The sequence below is a fragment of the Collinsella sp. SGI.180 genome, from assembly GCF_050313455.1.
Taxonomy (GTDB): Bacteria; Actinomycetota; Coriobacteriia; order Coriobacteriales; family Coriobacteriaceae; genus Collinsella.
In genome coordinates this window covers 86,671-107,540 of sequence record NZ_JBNPLL010000004.1, presented here as the reverse complement: position 1 = coordinate 107,540, position 20,870 = coordinate 86,671, and the positions used below count along the sequence as shown (strand labels likewise).

Genomic DNA, 20,870 nt, shown 5'->3' with positions numbered 1-20,870 from the left:
CGGGCGGTCTTTATGCAACCTGTTTATTTTAGCGTGCCGGACCGTTTCCTCCTAAAGCTCCACTGTATCTATGACAATCAACGCAATTATCCAGCATGAAGGCCGTGCTCACCGCCGTATGACAAACGGTAATGAACCCACCGTTGTTGTAGGGTTCAGCATATTGATACCCCCGAGTGAAAGGCGCACGCGTGATCCAGGAACTTCCAACCGATAACCCCATCCTCGATGCCGCAAAATGCGAGTTGGCGCAGCGCGCGCAAGCGACTGCTCCTCTGCGCACCGCAAACGACGCTTACGACGGTGCTGCCTACATCACCTCCATCAATACATCGGCGCACAAAGGCACGCGCAAGACGCCCGTCGCCGGCGGACACGATACCGCCATCGAGCAGTTTGGCCTCGTCTCCGATGCCCACGCCGGGGACAACATCAGGGTAATCAAACTCGGCGACGGCACCTGTTCGTTCACCCCCCCGCCCAGGCGCTCAACGAAGTAGGGCAAGCTCGCCGCAATGGGGCCTTATAGCCACAAACCCCAACGTTGAGATAGCCTTCACAGTCCAAAGCCCGTCCCAAACAGGCCCCCGTAACGTTAAAGTTGAACTCTATGGTTTCTCAACAATTCACCATTCCCGCAGGTCAAGGCCAAAGTCTCAAGTTCAACTTGACCCTTTAAAACCTTTAAGGTTCAAGTTGAGGTCGAAAGCAGTAGTAGAATACCTGAGGAACAATAACCTACGATTGATTGCAGAGGGACTGGATGCAGCATTCGAATCATCGCACCGCAGCGCTCATCGCGTCGAAGCCGGCTCGTATCATCACGAGCGCCGCGCTCGCCGTTGCGTTGACGGCCACGCCGATGCTCTCCCCCGTCGCGGCGTATGCCGCCTCGCAGGCAACGCAGGATCAGCTTGCCGCCGCCCAGCAGAAGATCGAAGCCGCCACGAGCGCCTACAACGATGCCCGTACCAAGCTCGGCGATCTGCAGAAGCAGATTGACGCCAACGAGGCAAGTATCGAAAAGATCGAGGCGAAGCTTCCCGATCAGCAGGAAAAGGCATGCACCGCCATGCGCGATCTGTACAAGTACCAGAAGGGCACCAACCCCATCGTGAGCTTCCTGGTCAACGCACAGAGCCTGGGTGAGTTCATCACGACCTGCAAATACACCAACCAGATCACAAGCTCGAGCGTCGACGAGATCGAAGAGCTCAATAACATGCAAACCGAACTCGAGCAGAACAAGGCCGAGCTCCAGCAGGCCAAGTCTCAGCTTGAGGCAGAGCAGAAAAACGCCGAGGATGCGCTGGCGCAGGCCCAGCAGCTCCGCAGCGAGGCACAGGCAAAAGCCGAGCAGGAAAATGCCGCCGAGCTTGCCAAGCTTGAGGCCGATAAGGCCGCTGCCGCCGAGAAGCTCTCGGGCGAGGGCGTGAGCGGCAGCAATTCCAGCAGCCAGGCCACCAACGCCAACACCACCATCGACACCACGGTGAACAACGCCAACACCGGTAGTTCCGATTACGATTCGTTCATTAATGAGTGGACGAGCCGCATCGACAATTACCTCGCCGGCTCCCCTATGGCAGGCCAGGGCTATAACTTTGCCGTCGCCGCTTGGAATACCGGTGTCGACCCCCGTTGGTCCCCCGCCATCGCCTGCATCGAGAGCACCAAGGGTGCTTATTGCGCCAATTCTTACAACGCCTGGGGCTGGAGTGCACGTGGCGGCGGTTGGCGCAGCTTTGGCAGCTGGAGCGAGGGCATCTTCGCTCACGTTGCCTATCTGGGCGCCAACTACGGCTCCACCCTTACCCCGGCTGCGGCCAAAAAGTACTGCCCACCCACGTGGCAGGACTGGTACAACAAAGTCGCCGCTCAGATGAACCGCATCTAAGTGCAACTGCAAAGGGCCCCAATGGGGCCCTTTTCTTTTAGGCAGCGGAGGTATCGACGACGCCGGTCGCATTGGCAACCGCGACTATGACGATCATGCATAGGAGCAGCACACCCAATGCCTTGAGCCAGAGTTTCGCGAGTTTCTTGCCGCGATAGCTGTCGAGCAGTGCGAATCGCCGACGAAGACGGCGCTTATCGAGCAGCGCAAAATGCGTAAGCGCCATAAGGCCATCGACAAAGAAAAAATACTCGATTATGAGAAGCCACGTCGGGTAGCTTTGGTTTGCTCCCGTGGGTTGAAAGACGGCAAAGTGACTTCCGGCAAAGAACACAAGCAGCGAGAAGCAGACGAGCGTATTCCAAATGCGCCCCAGGGACTCCGGAACGCGAGAGAGCAGACCGCATGCAGCGGAGGTGGCAGGCCTAGGAAGCCTTGCGGGGTTCTGGAGCCCTTGGGGCGTCAACAACGTCTCCGAGGCCGGAGTACGGACAGGCGCAGGCGCAGGAGGCCGCACGGGGCGACTCAGATCGTATGCCGCGCGCGTCGCCCGTCCCAATGCTTCCGCACTCGCAAAACGCTTGGCCGGATCGAGCGCCATCGCCATGCAAACGACATCGGCAAGTGGAGTGGGAATGCCGCGCACCTCGCATTGCTCGCGCATGTCGAGCCCTGGTTTAGGGTCGACTCCCGTCAAACAAAAGAACAGCAGGGCACCGAGCGCGTAGACGTCGCTTCGCACGCTCGTCTGCCCAAACCCATACTGCTCGGGCGGCGCATAGGGCCGTGTCCCAAACTTGACAGTATCGGCATCGGCGCCATCGCGCCACACGCGCGCGATCCCCAAGTCGATAATCACCAGCGATGAAAGCGTCAGGCCGTCATCAGGCGTATAGTTGGCACCTGTCACGATGATATTCGACGGCTTGAGGTCGCGATGGATCACCGGCGCCGAAGCCTCTCCCGCCATTGCAAAACCGGCATGGAGCTCGCCAACGGCGTCGCAAAGGACAGGATACAATTCACGCGCATAATCGGGAGCGGATCCCAGACGGTCCACCAGTGCCCCGAGTGTCTCCCCTTCGATGTATTCCATAACCACGTTGAGCTCGTCGCCCGCACGACGACAATCGACGATTCTGGGCAGGTGCTCAAAACGCCTGCCTGCCCGCTGAGCGGCAAACAGACGCTCGTATGCCCCGCCGATTTGAGCCGAAGCATCGATACGTTTACGGACAAAGGGACCGAGCGAACCACCGCCGGTTCCTTCAAAGTACACGAGCTCGGTTGTTTCAACGGACGAGCGCTTAAGTACACGCTCCACGCGATAGCTGTCGTCGCGATCGAGCGACGCCAGGTGCTCGGCAAGCGCTGCGGTCAGCTCGTCATTGGAATATGTTGGGGTCTGAGTATCCATAGCCTCCATCATAGCGCAGGGCGCAGACACCCCATGGCATCCGCGCCCCGTTCGTTTGCATCGTTGTTCGACAGCTCCGCCGGCTCAGATATCAGCGGCTAATTCACCGTCTCCTCGCCAAAGCGATACAGCTCCTCGTTGACCTTTTGGAGGCTGCACCCGCGATCGATGCAAAAGATGATAATCGCATCGCGGCGGTCCTTGCAGTTAAGGACGCTTACCCCGGCAGCCGTCAGCGCACGGTTGGTCTCTTTGAGCGTCAGCGCCATCGCAAAGGCAATCTGCAGCACCTTATTGCGACTCGGATGACGCGCACCGGTAAAGATCTGATAGCCAAAGGTCTCATTGAGATCGGCCATACGAACCACGCGCGAGCGCTCCAAGCCCTTTTCCTGCAGTAGCTGCTTCAGGTAATCCGAAAGCGACGGGGCGGCAAAGTCGTGCTCCCTGATATAGCCATCGATGTTCGGCGCATCGAGAAGCTCATTGAGCAGCTCCTCGGTCAGCTTTTTATCGGGCATACGACTTCACCTCCCATCCGGCGCAACGGTAGCGACATGCTAGGCCAGCACCCAGCTTGCAGTGGCAGACTTATCAAACATGTTGGCAAAATACAGTGCCTTCTTGATATCGCCATCAAAGTAGATATTGCCCGCCACGGAGCCACCGGCGGAAAGGGTACCAGACTGCAGCTCATCGGAGCCCTCGCTGTAGTAACCCTGATTCTGTTGGGCGCCGTTGGCGTCCTCGCCCTTCCAGTCGTAGATATTGTAATCTGCGCCCTCATCGCCATTGTTGACGTACGTGACGTGAATGCCCGTCATGGTCGAACCGTCATAATTTGTAAGGCCGGGCTGGACGGAATCGACAACGACGGAAAGACCGGCAGCTGTGGTCACCGTCGTGCCAACCGCCAGGTCAGTCGTAGGCTGCTCTTCCTTCTTCGCCTCTTCCTTCTTGTCGCCATCGCCAGCGTCCTCGGTGACGGTCGCCTTATCGCTACCACAACCGGCAAGAAGACCGGCAGTCCCCAAGGCGACGGTGGCGAATGCGCCAAGTGCAGCGCGACGGCTCAGCAGCACTTCGTTTTCGAGCTTTTTCATTATGCATCCTTCCTACGATCCGGCTACCGCGCCGGTACACAGCACATCGTAGGAAGGATTAAACTTGAATTCATTAGCTGAGAGCTAAGGTTGCCATATAGAAGAGCATGAAGCGCGTGTCCATCGCCGATGACACCTCGAGGCTTGCCAACATCGATTTGAACTACTGGTTCTACGCCTGCAGCGCCTTGCCTCGATTTCCGACATGGCGAACCTGCACGGCGTGGTCCATACGGACGACGACGCTCTCGAGCATGCCCTGCACGCTCGATGCTCGCACGAGCTCGACAGAATCCTGGTAGATGCGGGCTGAGAACCGCCCAAGGGTCGCATGGGCCCGACCACATTCAACAACCACAAGGCCATCGTGGGCGGCAATGACACGGCCTGCGGCTCAAAGCAGACGATGGGCGCGATACGCCGCGACGACGGCGAGGGGCAGGCGGGTTAGCTGACGGCTGGATGAGGCTTGGAACTGAACCAAATAGCACCCCTGACGGCTGCGCAGACGTCTTTCCTGCGCTGCTGCCAGGAATGAGTGCGCCGCCCCAGCGTTGCAGGCTAGGCGTTGGGCGTAATGGCGCGTAGCAAGAACCGGCCTACCCCTCATTGAGATATTGCCTTCGGTCGGCCATGTGCTTTCCGGCGAGGGAACTTCCATGACGCAGTCCGTCCGAAATCGTCTCTCGGAAATAGTCGTCTTTCTCATCGCAGAGATTCTCGAGCTCCACCACTCGCGATGCCAAACGGTCTGAGACCTCGCGCTCTATTACGAGATCGTCTGACAGCTGAGCGTTTTCTTCCGTCAGCCGAGTATTCTTTTCCAGCAGCTGATCTTTCTCATGCGAGTTGTTGGCAACGTAGGCGACAGCCCCAATGGCAGCCGCCCAGGCAATCCCCTTCTTATGTTCTTTGACGAATTGGACGGCTTTCGCTGCGCCCTCCTTAACGATATCGGGAATGGCTTCCACCTTTTCTCGGGTGGCCTGCATGAGAGGCTTCTTTTCCGCATCGTCAAGCTCAAGGTCGGTTTCCGTCAGCGTTGTCTTCACGCTCTCTTCCTGCTGCTCGTCCTTGAACTCGAACTCTTCCATTTCAGCCTCCATTCCTTCCTCTTTGGCGTATTTTACCCCGTGCTTTAGGCCGATTACTCAGTTGCCAGCTGATTTGTGACCACAGCGGATAATGCACTCGCAAGTTGACCTATGTCCTGCCAGGAGATCCAGTGGAGTCTATTGCAGTGACGCTCATCGGCGTCACTGCAACACCGATCGGAGTGGTCGAGTCCAACTCGCGCAGCCGCGCGGTTATGGAGCTCAAGATCGACGAGCTCACATCGAGCGAGCCTACAAACTCGAGCAGGAAATGGCCGTGGTCAGGCTCGACGTTGACGCGCTTTTGCGATGGGCTGGCATGGGGGCTGGCGATTGCGGCCTGCATCCCCGTGTTGCTGGCGGCGGTGCTCTCGCGCCAAACGCTTGCGCATTCGGATTGCTACACAACGAATGAAACTTGTTGATGCGGGGCGCGATTCATTCAGGGTCCGCCCCCTCGCTTCATCCTCAAGAAGCTCGTCGAAGCCTACCCCACCGTTACGGATTCCCCGGTAAAGGCACTGATCATCAACAGGACAAAGAACACCAGGCAGCTGACACTCAGCGGGTACGCAATAATCAGGAAGACGACCCCCGCCGACATTGGTTTTACCGTCGGCACGGCGTTGCTCACGATTGCGGCAGAGCCAAATCGTCACGCCAATAGCCACGATCAACAGCAAACTGCCGCTGCCGCCAACCCGGCAAGCGCAAACATAACGCCAATGCTCACAGCAATAACCGGAAGCAACAACAAGCCGCATCCACACCCACCGGGACTATAAACGGCAGACTGTCGGCGTCGCCCCATCGTCATTCCAACCTCAACATCTTTGAACACTACAATGCGATAGCCTGCTGAACAGGAACGATCTTATCCAGTTCCGGCTCGATGCGCCTCTTTTCCGCCTCGAGGTCAAACGCTATCTGGGCGCGCAGCCAATAACCATCCGTTAGGCCAAAGTAGCGGCAAAGGCGAAGATCGGTGTCAGCCGTAACACGACGCCTCCCCAAAATAATCTGCCCAATACGCTGTGCCGGAATCCCGGTCTCCTTAGCAAGACGATATTGAGAAATGCCCATAGGAACAAGAAATTCCTCTTTGAGAAGTTCACCAGGAGTCACCGGTGACAGCAAATCGGGCGCGGTCTCATCACTTGTGATAATCGACGATTTCGACATTCCAAGCCATCCCCTGTCTCCACTCAAAGCAGACCCGATAGCGCTCATTAACACGGATACTATATTGGCCGGCGCGATCGCCCTTCAACGCTTCAAGACGATTGCCCGGAGGAACGCGAAGGTCATCAAGTGAAGCACAAACCTGCAGTTGACGAATCTTCCTCAATGCGACCCGCTCAAAGGGCACGAACCTCCTGACCCGCACACCCATTGCAAAACGTTCGGTATCCTCATCTTTGTACGATGCAATCATAGTATCGCCTTACGTTAATAACGTCAAACGTTTCTACAGACATACATCTCTATTATACCGTACATTTGTTCGTATTTTCTAGAACATGCGCCCGCGCCGATTAACCAAGCAAAAGCAATCGTTTGTAGACATCGAGGCCCTTGAGTAGGATTTCCTCGTCAAAGAGCATGGTATCGGTGTGAAGGGCGCTCGTGGCATAGGCGGGACAGCCATCCGAATCGCTCGGGTTTTCTTGACCCTCCGGCACACCCGTGCCCAGCAAGAAGAACACGCCCGGCAGATGGCGCTGATAGAACGCAAAGTCCTCGGCAATTAACAGCGGCTCCTCCACAAGCTGCAGGCCGGGCAAGGCAGGCGCGACGCTGGCAAACAACTCGGGGTCGTTGTCGACCGGCGGATAGCCCTCGGCAAAGTCGAGATCGTACGTGCAGCCCGTTGCAGCGCATGCCTCATCAAGCACGCGGCGCACGCCCTCGCGCGCTCGGTCGAACATGCCGTCCGTAAACACACGCAGGCTTCCGGCCACATGGGCCTCCCCCGCCACCGCGTTGCAAACCGTACCGGCCTGCAGCAGACCAAACTTGCCGATACAGGGCTCGTCGCCGCCCAGCTCGTCCATCAGCTCGCGCTCGGCAACCAAAAACTTCGCTGCCGCCAACGCGGCATCGTGCGACTCCTCGACCGGCACGCCATAGGTCTTAGCAATATGGATGCTCGTACCGTGAATATAGATATGCGTCTCGCTCGAACGCGCCAGCAGCGGACCGGAACAGCTCGCCAACGTGCCGGCAGGCAGATCGGGCCACACATGGAAGCCAAAAATGCGGTCGACCCCATAGCGCTCGAACACGCCGCTCTCGCATACCGTCTTGGCACCACCGGTCGTTTCCTCGGCCGGCTGGAACACAAAGAGCACGTTGCGCCTCATGGCGCCCGGCTGCTCGCGAATCGTACGGTCGACATACGTCGCGGCGGCAAGTGCCATGGCCATGTGACCGTCATGTCCGCAAGCGTGCATCTTGCCGGGATGGGTCGAGGCAAAGGCCGCCCCTGTCGCCTCCTCAATGGGCAGCGCATCCATATCGGCGCGAATCGCCGTGGCATGCGCGGCATCAACGCCGGCGTCGAAGAAAGCGCAGACGCAGCTGGGGCACGGATGGGTCACTTCGCAGGTGAGCGGTGCCAGCACGCCCTCGATATAGGCAATGGTTAGCGGAAGATCGAAATCGAGCTCCGGAATGCGATGGAGATCGCGGCGATAGCGACGGAGTTCTTGGAGCTCGGTCATAGAGGATCCCTTCGTGAGGCACATTTGTTGCAACTTATTGTGATACAGGATTGTGGCGCACATGTTTCCAGCATATCCCTGCATTTTTTAAACGTTATATACGAATACTCTTGTTTGGTAAAGTGCAACGTGATAGGGTCTTTACCACTTGATAGAGGCGCGGGCACGAAGAGCCGCGGGCGAGCCGGCAGGCTTTGACCCCGCGGGGAGGCGAAACCCGCCGAACTGGGTTTTTCGGGCACGAACAACCTGGTGGGCCTGTGGGAAACACCCACAGGACTGTCTGCAGCAATGCGGGAGCGCTATCCGGACATTGGGTCCACGCTATGCGGATTCGATGCGCAGATGGCGCCGTCTGGATAGCGAGGTTTACGGGACATGGCATTGACCCCCAACGAGGCATATGCGGCCAAGCAGCCGTTTGTGGACAAGGAGACGCTCGAGCATATCATCGAGCAGTTTCCCACGCCGTTTCATCTATACGACGAGGCGGGCATCCGCCGCAACATGCAAGAGGTGCGCGACGCCTTTGCGTGGAACCCGGGCTTTAAGGAATACTTTGCCGTCAAGGCCAACCCCAACCCGGCACTCATCTCCATTCTCAACGAATACGGCTGCGGCTGCGATTGCTCGAGCTATACCGAGCTCATGATCGCCCGCTCGCTGGGTATCACGGGACACGACATCATGTTCTCGTCCAACGACACGCCGGCTGCGGACTTTGAGCTCGCCGACAAGCTGGGTGCCATCGTCAACTTTGACGACATCAGCCACATCGAGTTCTTTGAGCGTGTTGCGGGGCCCATCCCCAAGACGGTCAGCTGCCGCTTTAATCCGGGCGGCCTGTTCCAGCTCTCCAACGGCATCATGGACAACCCCGGCGACTCCAAATACGGCATGACCACCGAGCAACTCTTTGAGGCCTTCCGTATGCTCAAGACCAAGGGTGCCGAGGACTTTGGCATCCACGCCTTCCTTGCCAGCAACACCGTCACCAACGACTATTACCCCAAGCTCGCGCGCATCCTCTTTGAGCTTGCCGTGCGCCTGGAGCGCGAGACCGGCGCACACGTCGCCTTCATCAATCTATCCGGCGGCGTCGGCATCCCCTACCTGCCCGAGCAACAGGCCAACGACATTCACGCCATCGGCGAGGGAGTGCACGCGGCATACGACGAGATCCTGGTCCCCGCAGGCATGGGCGATGTGGCAATCTACACCGAGATGGGCCGCTTTATGATGGGCCCCTACGGCTGCCTGGTCACCAAGGCCATCCACGAGAAGCAGATCTACAAGGACTATATCGGTGTCGATGCAAGCGCCGTCGATTTGATCCGCCCCGCCATGTATGGTGCCTACCACCACATTACGGTGATGGGTCAGCCGGGCGGCGCCGACAAGGGCACAGCGCCCGTCACGAACACCTATGACATCACGGGCAATCTGTGCGAGAACAACGACAAGTTCGCCATCGATCGCGAGCTACCGCATATCGACATGGGCGACCTGCTTGTAATCCACGATACCGGTGCGCATGGCTACTCCATGGGCTACAACTACAACGGACGGCTGCGCTCCGCCGAGGTCCTGCTGCGCCCCGACGGCGCGGCCGACCTCATCCGCCGCGCCGAGCGCCCGGGCGATTACTTTGCCACGCTCGACGTGCTGCCGTGCGGCCGAGAACTGTTGGCCAAGTCGCGCGCCGAAAGTGCCCGCCGCCGCGCCCAAGACGAGCGCCTGGCAGTCGCCGCCCAATGGAACAAGCGCATCCAGATCGCCGAAGCGAAGGAGAAGAACATGGACATCCGCAATCTCGAGGGCTCAATCGTCGCCCTGGTTACGCCGTTTAAAAAGGACGGCAGTGTCGACTTTGATGCGCTCGAGCGCCTTATCGATTTCCACCTGCAAAATGGCACCGACGCCATCCTCGCCCTGGGCACCACCGGCGAGAGCGCCACGATGACCGACGACGAGGACAACTCCGTTGTCGCCGCGGTGGTCAAGCAGGTTGCAGGACGCGTCCCCGTCATCGCCGGCTCGGGCTCCAACTCCACGCAGACCATGCTCACCAAGTCGCTCACTTACCAGGGCTTGGGAGCCGACGGCCTGCTGCTCATTACCCCCTACTACAACAAATCCAACGAAGAGGGTATCTACCAGCACTTTAAGACCGTCGCCGATGCCGTAGACATCCCCTGCATCCTGTACAACATCCCCGGCCGCTGTGGCTGCGGCATCAGCGAGCGCAACGTGGAGCGCTTGGCCGCGCACCCCAACATCATGGGTATTAAGGAAGCCTCGGGCAACGTCGCCTACGCTGCCAAGATCGCCCACCTGCTGTCCGACGACTTCCGCATGTACTCGGGCGAGGACGCGCTCACCGTGCCGCTCATGAGTCTGGGTGCTTCGGGCACCATCAGCGTGTGGGCCGACGTGCAGCCGCGGCTCGTACATGACATGTGCCGCGCCTATCTGGACGGTGACGTGGCACGTGCCCGCGATATCCAGATTGCCGGCCAGCCGCTCATCAATGCCCTCTTTAGCGAGGTCAACCCCATCCCCGTCAAGGAAGCGCTCGCCCAGATGGGTATGATCGAGGCAAACTACCGCATGCCGCTGTGTCCCATGGCAGACGACACGCGCTCCGCACTTACCGATGCTCTGAAGGGAGCTGGTCTGCTTGATTAAGACCGTCATTATGGGAACGGGCCGCATGGGCTCGCTCATCCGCACTACCGCCGAGGGTATTGTCGACGCTGACGGAGAGCCCGTTTTTGACATCGTCGCCCAAATCGGCTTCGACTTGTCAGAGCTCGAGAACGCTCCGGCAGCCGACGTCATCATCGACTTCTCGAACGTTGCGACCTTCGACGCCGTCGTCGCCTATGTCGAGCGCACGGGCGCGGCGTTGGTCTCGGGCACCACAGGCTATACGCCCGAGCAGATGGATCGCCTGCGCGAGCTGGGTCAGAGCGCCCGCGTCATGCACTCCGGCAATTACTCCATCGGTATCGCAGCCCTGCGTCATCTGGTGGCACAGGCCACGCGAGAGCTGCCCGGCTTTGACTGCGAAATCGTCGAGACGCACCACAACCAAAAGGTCGACGCCCCCAGCGGCACTGCCAAGTTGCTGCTCGACGCCGTCGTCGAAGCCGAGCCCGAGGCAGGCTACCACCCCGTCTATGGCCGCGAGGGCATGTGCGGAGCGCGCGACCCCAAGGAGATCGGCATGCACTCGCTGCGCGGTGGCACTGTCGCCGGCGTGCACAAAGTGAGTTTCTTTGGCCAGGACGAGGAGGTCACGCTCGCGCATCGCGCCACGAGTCGTCAGATCTTTGTCAACGGCGCCTTGGCAGCCGCGCAGAAGCTCGTCACCCGCGAACCCGGCTTCTATACGTTCGACCAGGTCATGTTTGCCTAACCAGGTATCAACCGGATCCACCCAAAGGAGAGACCGCAAATGAGCAACGCAGCCGAAATGGATGCACAGGAGATTATCAACTATATCGCCACCGCGCCCAAGAAGACGCCCGTCAAGCTGTACGTGCGCGAAAAGCCGGGCATGAAGGTCCAGTGGGGCAATGCGCATGTCTATGGCGGCCGCCGTGGAAAGACTGTATTTGGCGACTGGGATGAGCTCAAGGCAATCCTCGACGCCAACGTCGATTCCATCGATTACTACGATGTGGAGAACGACTGCCGCAACTCCGCCGTGCCCATGCTCGACCTCAAGGGCATCAACGCCCGCATCGAGCCGGGTGCGATCATCCGCGACCGCGTCGAGATCGGCGACCGTGCCGTCATCATGATGGGCGCCATCATCAACATCGGCTCCGTCATTGGCGAAGGCTCCATGATCGATATGGGCGCCGTGCTGGGCGGTCGCGCCACCGTGGGCAAGAACTGCCACATCGGCGCCGGCACCGTGCTGGCAGGCGTCGTGGAGCCCGCCAGCGCCACCCCCGTCATCATCGAGGACGACGTTATGATCGGCGCCAATGCTGTGGTCCTGGAAGGCGTGCGCGTGGGCAAGGGTGCTGTCGTTGCCGCCGGCGCCGTGTGCGTCGAGGACGTCCCCGCCGGCGCCGTCGTGGCCGGTGTCCCCGCTCGCGTTATCAAGATGCGCGACGAGAAGACCGACAGCAAGACCGGTCTCGAGGAAGGCCTGCGCCAGCTGTAGGGTTACGCGGTTTTACCAAACCGCGTAACGGCTCGACGCTCCAAACGACCCAGAGCGGCAATCTGACGTTCAATCGTCGGGCATGGCCAGAAGGTCAATGCCCTCCTCTTTCACGTCACCTTGCTCGCTCTGGGTCGTTTTCGCTGACTTATGCTCAACCTGCAGTGCAATTCAGCCCCAAGCAAAAAAGGCCGAAACCCCATCCAGGGCTTCGGCCTTTGCTTTCCCGCTGTAGGCGCAACGCAACCTATCGATTCTCGATGCTGCCGATGTTTTTGAGCTCGATGGAGATGAGGCCGTTGGGCTCGTTGACAAACTCGATGTACTCGGAGTTCGAACCCATCTCGACCGGGAAGCTGATCTCGATGCCCGTGTCGGTACGAATCTTGTGATTGCGTACGGCCGCGCGCTCGACTTGCTTGCGCTCCACGGGCACGCGCTCGGGCACCTTCTCCTCGGTCAGCGCCGCACGCACGCTCTCCTTGATGACCGGCTCGTCCTCAAAGACCTCATCGACGATATCCCAAGGCGGCAGCTCCTCGTCGTCTTCAACCTTCTCGGCAACGGCGGCTTTGACCTTGGCGAGCGCTACGGCCGTGTTGGCGCCGTGCTCCTCGGCGACCTCCTCGACCACGCGCGTCACCGTGTCGATGACCTCCTTACCCGAAACCCCCGTGTCGCACTGCAGCAAGCCGTCGGGAATGAGCATGCGATCCTCGCCGGCAATCTTGCGCTTCTTATCCACATAGCCGATCTCCATGGTGCTTGCACGCACGATGGCATAGCTCGGCACCTTTTGCGAGGGGTTTGGCAAAATGGCGTAGTGGCGCGCGATGTCGTTACGAACCTCGCCCTCTTCGCGACCCACCTCGTGCATGAATGCCTGCTTGGAGCCCAGCAGCATCACGGCAAACCAGCGGGCATCTTCATCATCGTCAAAGTCCGCCACAAGCACGTCAGTGGACTCGGCTTTCTCGGCCTTGGTGAGTTCGGAAGAGATGAACTCCGCAATCTGCTGAGACAAGTCCACGAACTCACGCTCACCAAAGAAATAGCCCTTGAGCTCGCCGCCAAACGCAGAGTTCTCCGCAAACGTGGCGCGCTTATTGTCGGCCGAGGTACGTGCGCGGCGCAGATGCGTGGTCACAAAGCTGCGCACGGTACAGCTTTCGATATCCAGCTCGCGCTGGCTCATGACGTTGACGGCAGAGTCAAAGTCCAGGATATGCAGAATCGCGTGATTGATTTTCATATACGGCATTCCGTTCTAGATCGCTTTTGGCACGAACCAGTATAGCGGTCGAGTCCGCCCCAGGCGCATCGAAGATTGATGCAAAGCGACCTGTTCCCAATGCATCAAAAAGGCGTCCGGGTCACATGGGCCCGGACGCCTTCGTTGTAGCTTTTCGCTCTAGCGAGCTTGATTTAGCAGGAAAAGTCGACGCTGTCGATAATGTCCTTGAGGGCCTTTGCGGAGACAGTGAGCTCATGCTGCTCGTCATCGTTCAGCGGCACGGGAACGCGGCAGACGACACCGTCGCGACCAACGACCGTCGGCATGGAGATGGCCAGATCGGACAGGCCGTACTCGCCCACCATGAGCGAGGAGACGGGCAGAACGGTCTGCTCGTCACGCATGACGGCAGTGCAGATGCGCTTTACTGCCATAGCGACACCGTAGTAGGTGGCGTGCTTCTTCTCGATGATGGTGTAGGCGGAGTTCTTGACGTCCTCGGCAATGCGCTTCTCGGCAGCCTCATGCTCCAGGTGGCCATGAAGCTCGCAGAAGGTGTTCAGCGGCACGCCGGCAACCTGAGCGCTGGACCAGGCGACAAACTCGGAGTCGCCGTGCTCGCCCATGACATAGGCCTGAACGTCGCGCGGGTCAACCTCGACGTGGGCGCCGAGCATTTGCTGTAGACGGCCGGTGTCGAGCACGGTGCCGGAGCCGATGACATGGCCCTCGGGCAGACCGGACATCCTGATGGCGGCGTAGGTCAGAACGTCGACCGGGTTGGAGACGATGAGCAGAATGCCGTCGAAGCCAGACTTCTTAATCTCGGGAATAATGGACTTAAAGATGCTGACGTTCTTGTTGACCAGGTCCAGGCGGGTCTCACCGGGCTTCTGAGCAGCGCCAGCGGTGACGACGATCATGGCGGCGTCGGCGACATCAGAATAATCGCCGGCGTAGATCTTCATCGGCTCGGCAAACGTCATGCCGTGCGCAATATCCAGGGCCTCGCCCTCGGCGCGGTTCTTGTCCACGTCGATGAGAACCATCTCGGAGAACAGACCACTCTGCATCAGCGCGAACGCCGAAGACGAACCGACGAAACCGCAGCCGACAATAGCGACCTTCTTCTCGTTAACCATTAGAAACTCCCATCTCTCTCCACAAACAAGCCGCCCGGGAACGACCCGAACGGCTTGCCGTAATCCCAATACATCCAATCGGGACTTTGATTATGCTCCTATACGCAGCCAAAAATCGACCGTTTACCGAAATTGTTTGCAGGATTCGTAAAATAACTGCACGAAATCGGTTTCGAGCTATTGACGAGCCCGAATAGTCTTCTAATACAGGCCCGCCTCGCGGATGGCCTCGACAGCCAGAGCGATCTGATCGGGCGGCAGGACCAGCGCCATGCGCACGTGCCCCTCGCCCGAAGGGCCAAAGCTCGCGCCCGGCGTCACCACAACGCCGGCCTTCTCCATAAGCTCCTCGCAAAACGCCATGGAATCGGTGCGACCACCGGGAAGCTTGGCCCACACAAACATAGAGCCATGCGCGTTGGGACGCTCCCAGCCCAGGTCCTCAAGACCGTCGCACAGGGCATCGCGGCGCTCCTGGTACTTCAGACGTTGCGCCTCGACCTCATCGCGCGGACCATTGAGGCAGGCGATGGCGGCCTTCTGAATCGGGAAGAACATGCCAAAGTCGATCTGGCTGCGCAGCTTGGCAAAGGCAGAGACCACATCCTCACGGCCGACCAAAAAGCCGATGCGCGCACCGGTGACGTTAAACGACTTGGAAAGCGAGAAGAATTCCACGCCCACCTCGAGTGCGCCGGGATACTGCAAGAAGCTGCCGCCGGGCTCGCCGTCAAACACGATGTCGGAGTACGCGTTGTCATGGACGATCAGCAGGTCGTGCTCGCGGGCGAAGGCGATAATCTCCTCGTAGACCTCGGGCGTGCCCACCGAGCCCACCGGGTTGGCGGGCAACGACACGATCATGTACTTGGCACGATCGGCCACCTCGGGATCGATGCCCGCCACATAGGGCAGGTAATTGTGCTCCGCCACCAGCGGATAGTACTCGAGCTTGGCGTCGGCGATCTTGGCGCCCGCCTCAAAGACCGGATAGCACGGATCGGGAACCAGAATGGTGTCACCCGGATCGAGCAGGGCCAGGCCCAAATGACCCACGCCCTCCTGCGTGCCGTTGCACGACTGCACCATGGACGGCGTAATGCCCGAAACGCCAAAGCGACGCTCATAGTAATCGCACACGGCCTGCTTAAGCTCGGGCAGGTCGCGCAGGGAATACTTCCACATCTCGGGATTTTGGGCGGCCTGCGTGAGCGCCTCGACCACGTGGTCGTACGGCTTAAAGTCGGGCGTGCCCACGCTCATGTTGTAAATGGTCTTGCCCTGAGCCTTCAGCGCAAGAAGTTTGTTGTTGAGCGAGGCGAAGACCTCCGCGCCAAAGCGGTCGAGACGCTGCGATGCCTGCATGGTGCCACCTTTCGATATAAAAAATACGGCGCTCCGACAAGAGCGCCGCGCGATACGGGCCATCAGATTGCAAAAGTGTAACGCTTGCAACCCCCGTATTGGTTCAATTTAGCCAACCTTAGTCAATTGGATTGAGCGCGTCGATCCGCGCAAGCCACAGACGCGAGCTGGCGTCACTCGGCATACGCCAATCGCCGCGCGGGCTGAGCGTCACCGAGCCCACCTTGGGACCATCGGGCAGACAGCTGCGCTTAAACTGCTGGGCAAAGAAGCGACGATAGAACGTACGCAACCACGTGTGGACGGTCTTGGCGTCATAGACACCCTCAAAGCTCTTGAGCGCCATACGGTAGATCTTGCCCGGCTCAAAGCCAAAACGCAGCAGGTAATAGAGGAAGTAATCGTGCAGCTCGTACGGGCCCACCAAATCCTCGGTCTTCTGCGCAATCTCACCGTCGCCCGTGGGCGGCAGAAGCTCGGGGGACACCGGCGTATCGAGGATATCGAGCAAGACCTCGGCAATACGCCCGCCAAAGACATCGGCGGCATAACGTACCAGATGGCGCACAAGCGTCTTGGGCACGCTCGCGTTGACGGCGTACATGCTCATGTGGTCGCCGTTATAGGTAGCCCAGCCGAGCGCCAGCTCTGACAGGTCGCCCGTGCCGATGACAAAACCGCCGGCCTGGTTGGCCAGATCCATCAGAATCTGCGTACGCTCGCGGGCCTGGCTGTTCTCGTAGGTCACGTCTTGGACGGCCGGATCATGCTCAATGTCCTTGAAGTGCTGCTCCACGGCCGTGTGGATCGAAACCTCGCGGAAGCTCACGCCCAGGTCGCGAGCGAGCGACTCGGCATTGGACTTGGTGCGACGCGTCGTGCCAAAGCCGGGCATGGACACGGCTGTGATACCCGTGCGCGGCAGTCCCAGTGCATCGAAGGCACGCACGGTCACAAGCAGTGCCAGCGTGGAATCCAGGCCGCCCGAAAGACCAATGACTGCAGCCTTGGTACCCGTATGGGCAAGGCGAGTCTTGAGGCCGGCAGTCTGCAGATTGAGGATCGTCTCGCAGCGCCCGGCCAGGTCACCATGGTCGGCCGGCACAAAGGGCGCGCGGGGGAAGACACGGTCGATGTCGAGCGCATCGCGCAGGACAGGTTCTTCGGCCAGCACGCCCTCAAACGAAAACTCAACGGCTGTGGCCTCCGGCGCATCGTCCGCGCGCGTCCACGTGGTCGAACGACGACGCTCGGCAACCAGACGGTCGAGGTCAACGTCGGCCACCGCCATATCGCAGGTGAGGAGCTTCGTGGCGGCGAGCTTCGAACCGTTTTCGTAGACGAGGTTCTCGCCCGCAAAGACCATATCGGTCGTGGACTCGCCCTCGCTCGCGTCCGCGTAGGCATAGGCACAGTACAGGCGCGCACTCTGATTGGAGATGAGGCTGCGGCGATAGTCTGCCTTACCGATAATCTCGTCCGAGGCCGACGGATTGAGGATCACCGTCGCACCGGCAAGCGCCATCTCGGTCGAAGGGGGCGCCGGCACCCACAGGTCCTCGCAGACCTCAATACCGAGTACCAAATCCTCGGCGCCCTCATCACAGCAGCGGTAGACAAGCCCCGAACCCAGCGGAACCGGACCCTGACCGGCAAACTCAACCCACACGGAATCGGCGGGCGCCGGAGCAAACCAACGGCGCTCATAGAACTCGCCATAGTTGGGCAGATACTTCTTGGCCGTGAGGCCCAAAAGCTCGCCCGCGCAGCACACGGCGGCACAGTTGTAGATATTCTCGGCCACCGCAACGGGAAGACCGATGGTAAAGACAATCGGCAGCTCGCGGGTTTCATCGAGAATATGTGCCAGTGCGGTCTCGCAGGTATGCAGTAATGTGCGGTTATGGAACAGATCAGCCGCGGTATAGCCGCACAGATTAAGCTCGGGCAGTGCCAGAGCACGGACACCGCGCTCGACCGCCTCGCGAACAGCCGCCAGCGCAACCTCGGCATTGCCCTCGACATCGGCCACGCGAATTCGCGGCGAGGCCGCCGCCACACGCAAAAAGCCATCAGACTGAGAAAGGTGAAGATTCATAAGAATGCTCCCGTGCGTAGACGCCATTCACAACAATTAGCAAGCCCTATTGTAGTTCAACCGCCGGGTGTAACCGCATCCCACCAATTTGGTGAGCTATTGATGAGTTGATGGTATCTGTTAAATGTCACGTACGATTCACATCTGGTGGGTACCCTGATGGCTACACGAAACGAAGCAGATTTACACCGGGAGGGCCCCGTATGACAACCAAGTACACCGACGCGCCGCGCACGCGCGTCATGACACCGGCCGCGCTCAACAACGGCGTTCACGAAAACCATTCCATCGGACAGACCATGGCCATCGCGCCCAAAAAGGGCCTGTTCGACGACATTTCCATTCCCCAAATCATCGCCGGCGCCGCAGCTGCCGCCACGAGCGTCGCACTTGCTTCCAAGATCGGCATCGCCGGATCGGTGATCGGTGCCGCCGTGAGCTCGGTCATCACCGTTGTGTCCTCGCAGGTCTACCGCCACTTTATCTCTGCCAGCGCCGAAGCCCTCAAAGGTACGCACGCCGCCGTCGACTACCCTGCCGGCGCCTATGAGCCCGTTGACCTTAATGCCGAGGAGCACCTGGGCGGCGCCGCGACTACGCAGGAGATGCGCCAGGTTGCGGGGCGCGCGACCACGGCGCGCGTCGCCCCCAACAGTCTGCGTGCCAAGGCGGCGGCAGAGCGCAGCCAGACGCAAAAGAAGGTCATCGTCTTCTCGATCGCCATCGCCATCGTCGCGGTCATCGCCTGCGCCGGCGCCATCCTTATCACCACCGCCGGTGAAGGTCTGGGCGAGCGCCCCGAGTCAATCCTTTCGTCGCGCACGACCGAGCACGACGCGGATAGCTCCGGTCAATCGCAAAGCCAGCAGGACGACTCGCAGGACACCTCCGCATCCACCGACTCGTCCTCGAACACCCCCGATCAATCGCAGGGCGCCGATTCCTCTGTGAACAACAGCGGCACGCAATCCGGCACGACTGACTCAAGCCAAACGACCGACGGCTCTCAACCGAGCACGGGCGACCAGGCAAACGGCAATACATCGGGCACAAGCTCCACCGACAACAGCAACACCAATAGCTCGAACAGTTCGAACAGTTCGAGCGGATCCGCGTCCGGCACGCCATCTGACAGCTCGAGCCAAGGCACGGCATCGGGCAACTAAGCACGTTTGCCTCTCATAGATAACCGACCTGCATAACGGGCGCGAACCGGCAACGGTCGCGCCCGTTTGCCTTGGGCGACGAGATGGCAAGCCCCATGCGATGGTAAGATGCTTTGGTGTGTATAGAGGAGATTTGCCATGAGCAAGACAATAGTTAAGCCCGCACTATCGCTGGGCAACCACATCTATCTGTATCGCCTGCTGCGCGACGCGATTGGGTGCGGCAAGCAAACGTTTATGACGCAGGTCGAGGAGGCGCTCGCCGCTGGTGACATGGCCGCTTATGACCTGGGCTTCGAGTCCACGCGCGAGCTGCTCGAGGAGCTCGACGACTGCATTAAGCTGACCGTCTTTAAGGGCGGCCGTCTGTATGCCACCGTCATCGCCAACGAAGCATGGGATGCCGCCCTTGCCAAAGGCGAGGACAAGCCCAAGGCTGCCAAGGGAGCCAAGCAGTCCTACAAAAAGAAAAAGCGAGGCGAGAAGGACCTCAAGGCCGTGCGTCCCAAGCACGTTAAGCATCCCGAGCCCGAAGCCATGGTTGAAGCCGTACCGGAACCCGAGCCCGAGACAGAGATCGAAGTCGCTATTGAGGTAACAGCAGGAGCCGAAACCGAAATCGCCGCCACGACCGATCCCGAAGTCATATCAGAGCAGGAAGCCACTGCGGAGCTCGACGAGGCTCCCAAGTCGACAACCGAAGAAGCCGCCAACCAACCCGAGACGTCTGCGTTCCAAAACAGCGATGTCTTTGGCGACGAGGCCGAGGACGATCAGTCCGACGAGCCCGACGATCAAGACGCTACCGAGTCGACGCCAGAGCCCGAGACGCCGCAGCCCGCCATCTCGCTCACGGTCGTCTATGACCCCGAGAACGCAAACGCCGGCATCACCACCATGGCCTCCACGCCAGCCGAGGCAAAGCCATCTGTCGAGGCAGAGGATGCCCCGCGAGCCGATACCAAAACCGAGACCGCAGACACGTCCGTCTCTGTGGAACCGACGGATTTCGCAGTTAAGCCGGAAACAGCGCCTGAGCCTGCCATCGAGTCCGCATCCGCATCTGTCTGTGACCAGATTCCCGCACCTGCACCGGCTCCGCTCCCCGTTGCAGTACCTGTCACCACACCCGCAGCACCGACCATCCCCGAGGACTTCCCCGTCGATTTCACAACCGAGGTCTTCTGTCCCGGCCCATTGCTACACCAGCTGTCGACCTATCTCCCCTACGGCGCCGACACGCTCGGCATCGTCGGCGAGTACTACTGGATCGCCCGCGAGCGCGGTACCATCGAGGCCGCGCGAAACCGCGCAAGCTTCCCCCTGCGCTACACGCAGGCCGGCGAGCGCCACGAAGTCACCGTGCGCATCCGCCGCAACACCACCGGCGGCCTCGGCGCCACCTGGACTATCGATAAAGTCGAGCCTTCTACCAAGTAAAAAAGGGACGA

19 protein-coding genes and 1 riboswitch are annotated in these 20,870 nt (G+C 59.8%); of the genes, 8 read left to right on the top strand and 11 right to left on the bottom strand.

All coding sequences use genetic code 11. The features are described from left to right. The first annotated feature begins 191 nt into the window (after positions 1 to 191). Together ACQRAP_RS03080 and ACQRAP_RS03075 are read left to right on the top strand one after the other, a co-directional pair. Complete coding sequence (locus tag ACQRAP_RS03080; RefSeq protein ID WP_427794866.1) at positions 192 to 500, top strand: hypothetical protein; 309 nt, start codon at positions 192 to 194, stop codon at positions 498 to 500. A 263-nt stretch (positions 501 to 763) separates the two neighbouring features. Continuing rightward, positions 764 to 1,897: a coiled-coil domain-containing protein gene (locus ACQRAP_RS03075; protein WP_427718477.1), complete on the top strand. Its 1,134-nt coding sequence runs from the start codon at positions 764 to 766 to the stop codon at positions 1,895 to 1,897. Between the two features lie 37 nt (positions 1,898 to 1,934). Here the strand turns inward: ACQRAP_RS03075 and ACQRAP_RS03070 are convergent, their stop codons facing one another. The 4 genes from ACQRAP_RS03070 to ACQRAP_RS03055 form a co-directional block, all read right to left on the bottom strand. Continuing rightward, positions 1,935 to 3,314, bottom strand: coding sequence for a serine/threonine protein kinase (locus tag ACQRAP_RS03070; protein ID WP_427794865.1), 1,380 nt, complete (start codon positions 3,312 to 3,314; stop codon positions 1,935 to 1,937). Positions 3,315 to 3,412: 98 nt separating this feature from the next. After that, the gene (locus tag ACQRAP_RS03065) at positions 3,413 to 3,835 is read right to left on the bottom strand and encodes an XRE family transcriptional regulator (RefSeq protein WP_154517313.1); all 423 of its coding nucleotides are present in this window, start codon (positions 3,833 to 3,835) and stop codon (positions 3,413 to 3,415) included. A 39-nt stretch (positions 3,836 to 3,874) separates the two neighbouring features. After that, on the bottom strand, positions 3,875 to 4,417 hold the full coding sequence (locus ACQRAP_RS03060) for a DUF4352 domain-containing protein (protein WP_154517316.1): 543 nt from the start codon (positions 4,415 to 4,417) through the stop codon (positions 3,875 to 3,877). Positions 4,418 to 5,016: 599 nt separating this feature from the next. Continuing rightward, complete coding sequence (locus tag ACQRAP_RS03055; RefSeq protein ID WP_427794864.1) at positions 5,017 to 5,511, bottom strand: hypothetical protein; 495 nt, start codon at positions 5,509 to 5,511, stop codon at positions 5,017 to 5,019. 131 nt (positions 5,512 to 5,642) lie between these two features. Here ACQRAP_RS03055 and ACQRAP_RS03050 point away from each other — a divergent pair, with 131 nt between their 5' ends. Continuing rightward, complete coding sequence (locus ACQRAP_RS03050) at positions 5,643 to 5,936, top strand: hypothetical protein (protein WP_427794863.1); 294 nt, start codon at positions 5,643 to 5,645, stop codon at positions 5,934 to 5,936. Between the two features lie 415 nt (positions 5,937 to 6,351). Here ACQRAP_RS03050 and ACQRAP_RS03045 read toward each other — a convergent pair whose 3' ends face one another. The 3 genes from ACQRAP_RS03045 to ACQRAP_RS03035 all read right to left on the bottom strand — a co-directional run bounded on the left by ACQRAP_RS03045 (position 6,352) and on the right by ACQRAP_RS03035 (position 8,234). Beyond that, complete coding sequence (locus tag ACQRAP_RS03045; RefSeq protein WP_427727846.1) at positions 6,352 to 6,693, bottom strand: HigA family addiction module antitoxin; 342 nt, start codon at positions 6,691 to 6,693, stop codon at positions 6,352 to 6,354. After that, positions 6,665 to 6,946: a type II toxin-antitoxin system RelE/ParE family toxin gene (locus ACQRAP_RS03040; protein ID WP_427747940.1), complete on the bottom strand. Its 282-nt coding sequence runs from the start codon at positions 6,944 to 6,946 to the stop codon at positions 6,665 to 6,667. The genes ACQRAP_RS03045 and ACQRAP_RS03040 overlap by 29 nt, the downstream gene beginning before the upstream one ends. 100 nt (positions 6,947 to 7,046) lie before the next feature. Continuing rightward, complete coding sequence (locus ACQRAP_RS03035) at positions 7,047 to 8,234, bottom strand: N-acetyldiaminopimelate deacetylase (RefSeq protein WP_427794862.1); 1,188 nt, start codon at positions 8,232 to 8,234, stop codon at positions 7,047 to 7,049. Positions 8,235 to 8,378: 144 nt separating this feature from the next. Then, positions 8,379 to 8,547: riboswitch (Lysine riboswitch) on the top strand. Between the two features lie 65 nt (positions 8,548 to 8,612). Between ACQRAP_RS03035 and dapA the strand changes: the two genes are divergently transcribed. Genes dapA through dapD form a run of 3 tightly spaced genes read left to right on the top strand, consistent with a single transcriptional unit; the run spans position 8,613 to position 12,414 of the window. Further along, positions 8,613 to 10,922 carry a 4-hydroxy-tetrahydrodipicolinate synthase gene (dapA, locus tag ACQRAP_RS03030; RefSeq protein ID WP_427794861.1) on the top strand — a complete coding sequence of 770 codons (2,310 nt, stop codon included), beginning with the start codon at positions 8,613 to 8,615 and terminating at the stop codon, positions 10,920 to 10,922. After that, entirely contained in the window at positions 10,915 to 11,655 is a 741-nt protein-coding gene (gene dapB / locus ACQRAP_RS03025; protein WP_427794859.1) for a 4-hydroxy-tetrahydrodipicolinate reductase, read from the top strand. The genes dapA and dapB overlap by 8 nt, the downstream gene beginning before the upstream one ends. Before the next feature lie 39 nt (positions 11,656 to 11,694). Beyond that, positions 11,695 to 12,414: a 2,3,4,5-tetrahydropyridine-2,6-dicarboxylate N-acetyltransferase gene (dapD, locus tag ACQRAP_RS03020; RefSeq protein WP_154517324.1), complete on the top strand. Its 720-nt coding sequence runs from the start codon at positions 11,695 to 11,697 to the stop codon at positions 12,412 to 12,414. Between the two features lie 247 nt (positions 12,415 to 12,661). On the opposite strand, the gene ACQRAP_RS03015 is transcribed toward dapD, so the two are convergent. From ACQRAP_RS03015 to ACQRAP_RS03000, 4 genes are all read right to left on the bottom strand, one after another. Further along, positions 12,662 to 13,666 carry a nucleoid-associated protein gene (locus ACQRAP_RS03015; RefSeq protein ID WP_427794858.1) on the bottom strand — a complete coding sequence of 335 codons (1,005 nt, stop codon included), beginning with the start codon at positions 13,664 to 13,666 and terminating at the stop codon, positions 12,662 to 12,664. 173 nt (positions 13,667 to 13,839) lie between these two features. Continuing rightward, on the bottom strand, positions 13,840 to 14,790 hold the full coding sequence (locus ACQRAP_RS03010; RefSeq protein ID WP_427793888.1) for an L-lactate dehydrogenase: 951 nt from the start codon (positions 14,788 to 14,790) through the stop codon (positions 13,840 to 13,842). Between the two features lie 201 nt (positions 14,791 to 14,991). After that, the gene (locus ACQRAP_RS03005; protein WP_154517336.1) at positions 14,992 to 16,155 is read right to left on the bottom strand and encodes a pyridoxal phosphate-dependent aminotransferase; all 1,164 of its coding nucleotides are present in this window, start codon (positions 16,153 to 16,155) and stop codon (positions 14,992 to 14,994) included. A 118-nt stretch (positions 16,156 to 16,273) separates the two neighbouring features. Further along, positions 16,274 to 18,253, bottom strand: coding sequence for an NAD(+) synthase (locus ACQRAP_RS03000; protein WP_427794857.1), 1,980 nt, complete (start codon positions 18,251 to 18,253; stop codon positions 16,274 to 16,276). Positions 18,254 to 18,456: 203 nt separating this feature from the next. Here ACQRAP_RS03000 and ACQRAP_RS02995 point away from each other — a divergent pair, with 203 nt between their 5' ends. Both ACQRAP_RS02995 and ACQRAP_RS02990 read left to right on the top strand, forming a co-directional pair. Next, positions 18,457 to 19,419 (top strand): hypothetical protein, encoded by a 963-nt coding sequence (locus ACQRAP_RS02995; RefSeq protein WP_427794856.1) that lies wholly within the window; start codon positions 18,457 to 18,459, stop codon positions 19,417 to 19,419. Positions 19,420 to 19,557: 138 nt separating this feature from the next. Then, on the top strand, positions 19,558 to 20,859 hold the full coding sequence (locus tag ACQRAP_RS02990) for a hypothetical protein (RefSeq protein ID WP_427794855.1): 1,302 nt from the start codon (positions 19,558 to 19,560) through the stop codon (positions 20,857 to 20,859). Positions 20,860 to 20,870: the final 11 nt, after the last annotated feature.

Excerpts from the sequence above, each read along its gene's own strand:
- ACQRAP_RS03055 (WP_427794864.1), bottom strand. The coding sequence starts at position 5,511 with ATGGAAGAGTTCGAGTTCAAGGACGAGCAGCAGGAAGAGAGCGTGAAG.
- ACQRAP_RS03000 (WP_427794857.1), bottom strand. The coding sequence starts at position 18,253 with ATGAATCTTCACCTTTCTCAGTCTGATGGCTTTTTGCGTGTGGCGGCG.
- ACQRAP_RS03015 (WP_427794858.1), bottom strand. The coding sequence starts at position 13,666 with ATGAAAATCAATCACGCGATTCTGCATATCCTGGACTTTGACTCTGCC.
- ACQRAP_RS03005 (WP_154517336.1), bottom strand. The coding sequence starts at position 16,155 with ATGCAGGCATCGCAGCGTCTCGACCGCTTTGGCGCGGAGGTCTTCGCC.
- ACQRAP_RS02995 (WP_427794856.1), top strand. The coding sequence starts at position 18,457 with ATGACAACCAAGTACACCGACGCGCCGCGCACGCGCGTCATGACACCG.
- dapA (WP_427794861.1), top strand. The coding sequence starts at position 8,613 with ATGGCATTGACCCCCAACGAGGCATATGCGGCCAAGCAGCCGTTTGTG.
- ACQRAP_RS03010 (WP_427793888.1), bottom strand. The coding sequence starts at position 14,790 with ATGGTTAACGAGAAGAAGGTCGCTATTGTCGGCTGCGGTTTCGTCGGT.
- dapD (WP_154517324.1), top strand. The coding sequence starts at position 11,695 with ATGAGCAACGCAGCCGAAATGGATGCACAGGAGATTATCAACTATATC.
- ACQRAP_RS03075 (WP_427718477.1), top strand. The coding sequence starts at position 764 with ATGCAGCATTCGAATCATCGCACCGCAGCGCTCATCGCGTCGAAGCCG.
- ACQRAP_RS03040 (WP_427747940.1), bottom strand. The coding sequence starts at position 6,946 with ATGATTGCATCGTACAAAGATGAGGATACCGAACGTTTTGCAATGGGT.
- ACQRAP_RS03060 (WP_154517316.1), bottom strand. The coding sequence starts at position 4,417 with ATGAAAAAGCTCGAAAACGAAGTGCTGCTGAGCCGTCGCGCTGCACTT.
- ACQRAP_RS03070 (WP_427794865.1), bottom strand. The coding sequence starts at position 3,314 with ATGGATACTCAGACCCCAACATATTCCAATGACGAGCTGACCGCAGCG.
- ACQRAP_RS03065 (WP_154517313.1), bottom strand. The coding sequence starts at position 3,835 with ATGCCCGATAAAAAGCTGACCGAGGAGCTGCTCAATGAGCTTCTCGAT.
- ACQRAP_RS03045 (WP_427727846.1), bottom strand. The coding sequence starts at position 6,693 with ATGTCGAAATCGTCGATTATCACAAGTGATGAGACCGCGCCCGATTTG.
- ACQRAP_RS02990 (WP_427794855.1), top strand. The coding sequence starts at position 19,558 with ATGAGCAAGACAATAGTTAAGCCCGCACTATCGCTGGGCAACCACATC.
- ACQRAP_RS03035 (WP_427794862.1), bottom strand. The coding sequence starts at position 8,234 with ATGACCGAGCTCCAAGAACTCCGTCGCTATCGCCGCGATCTCCATCGC.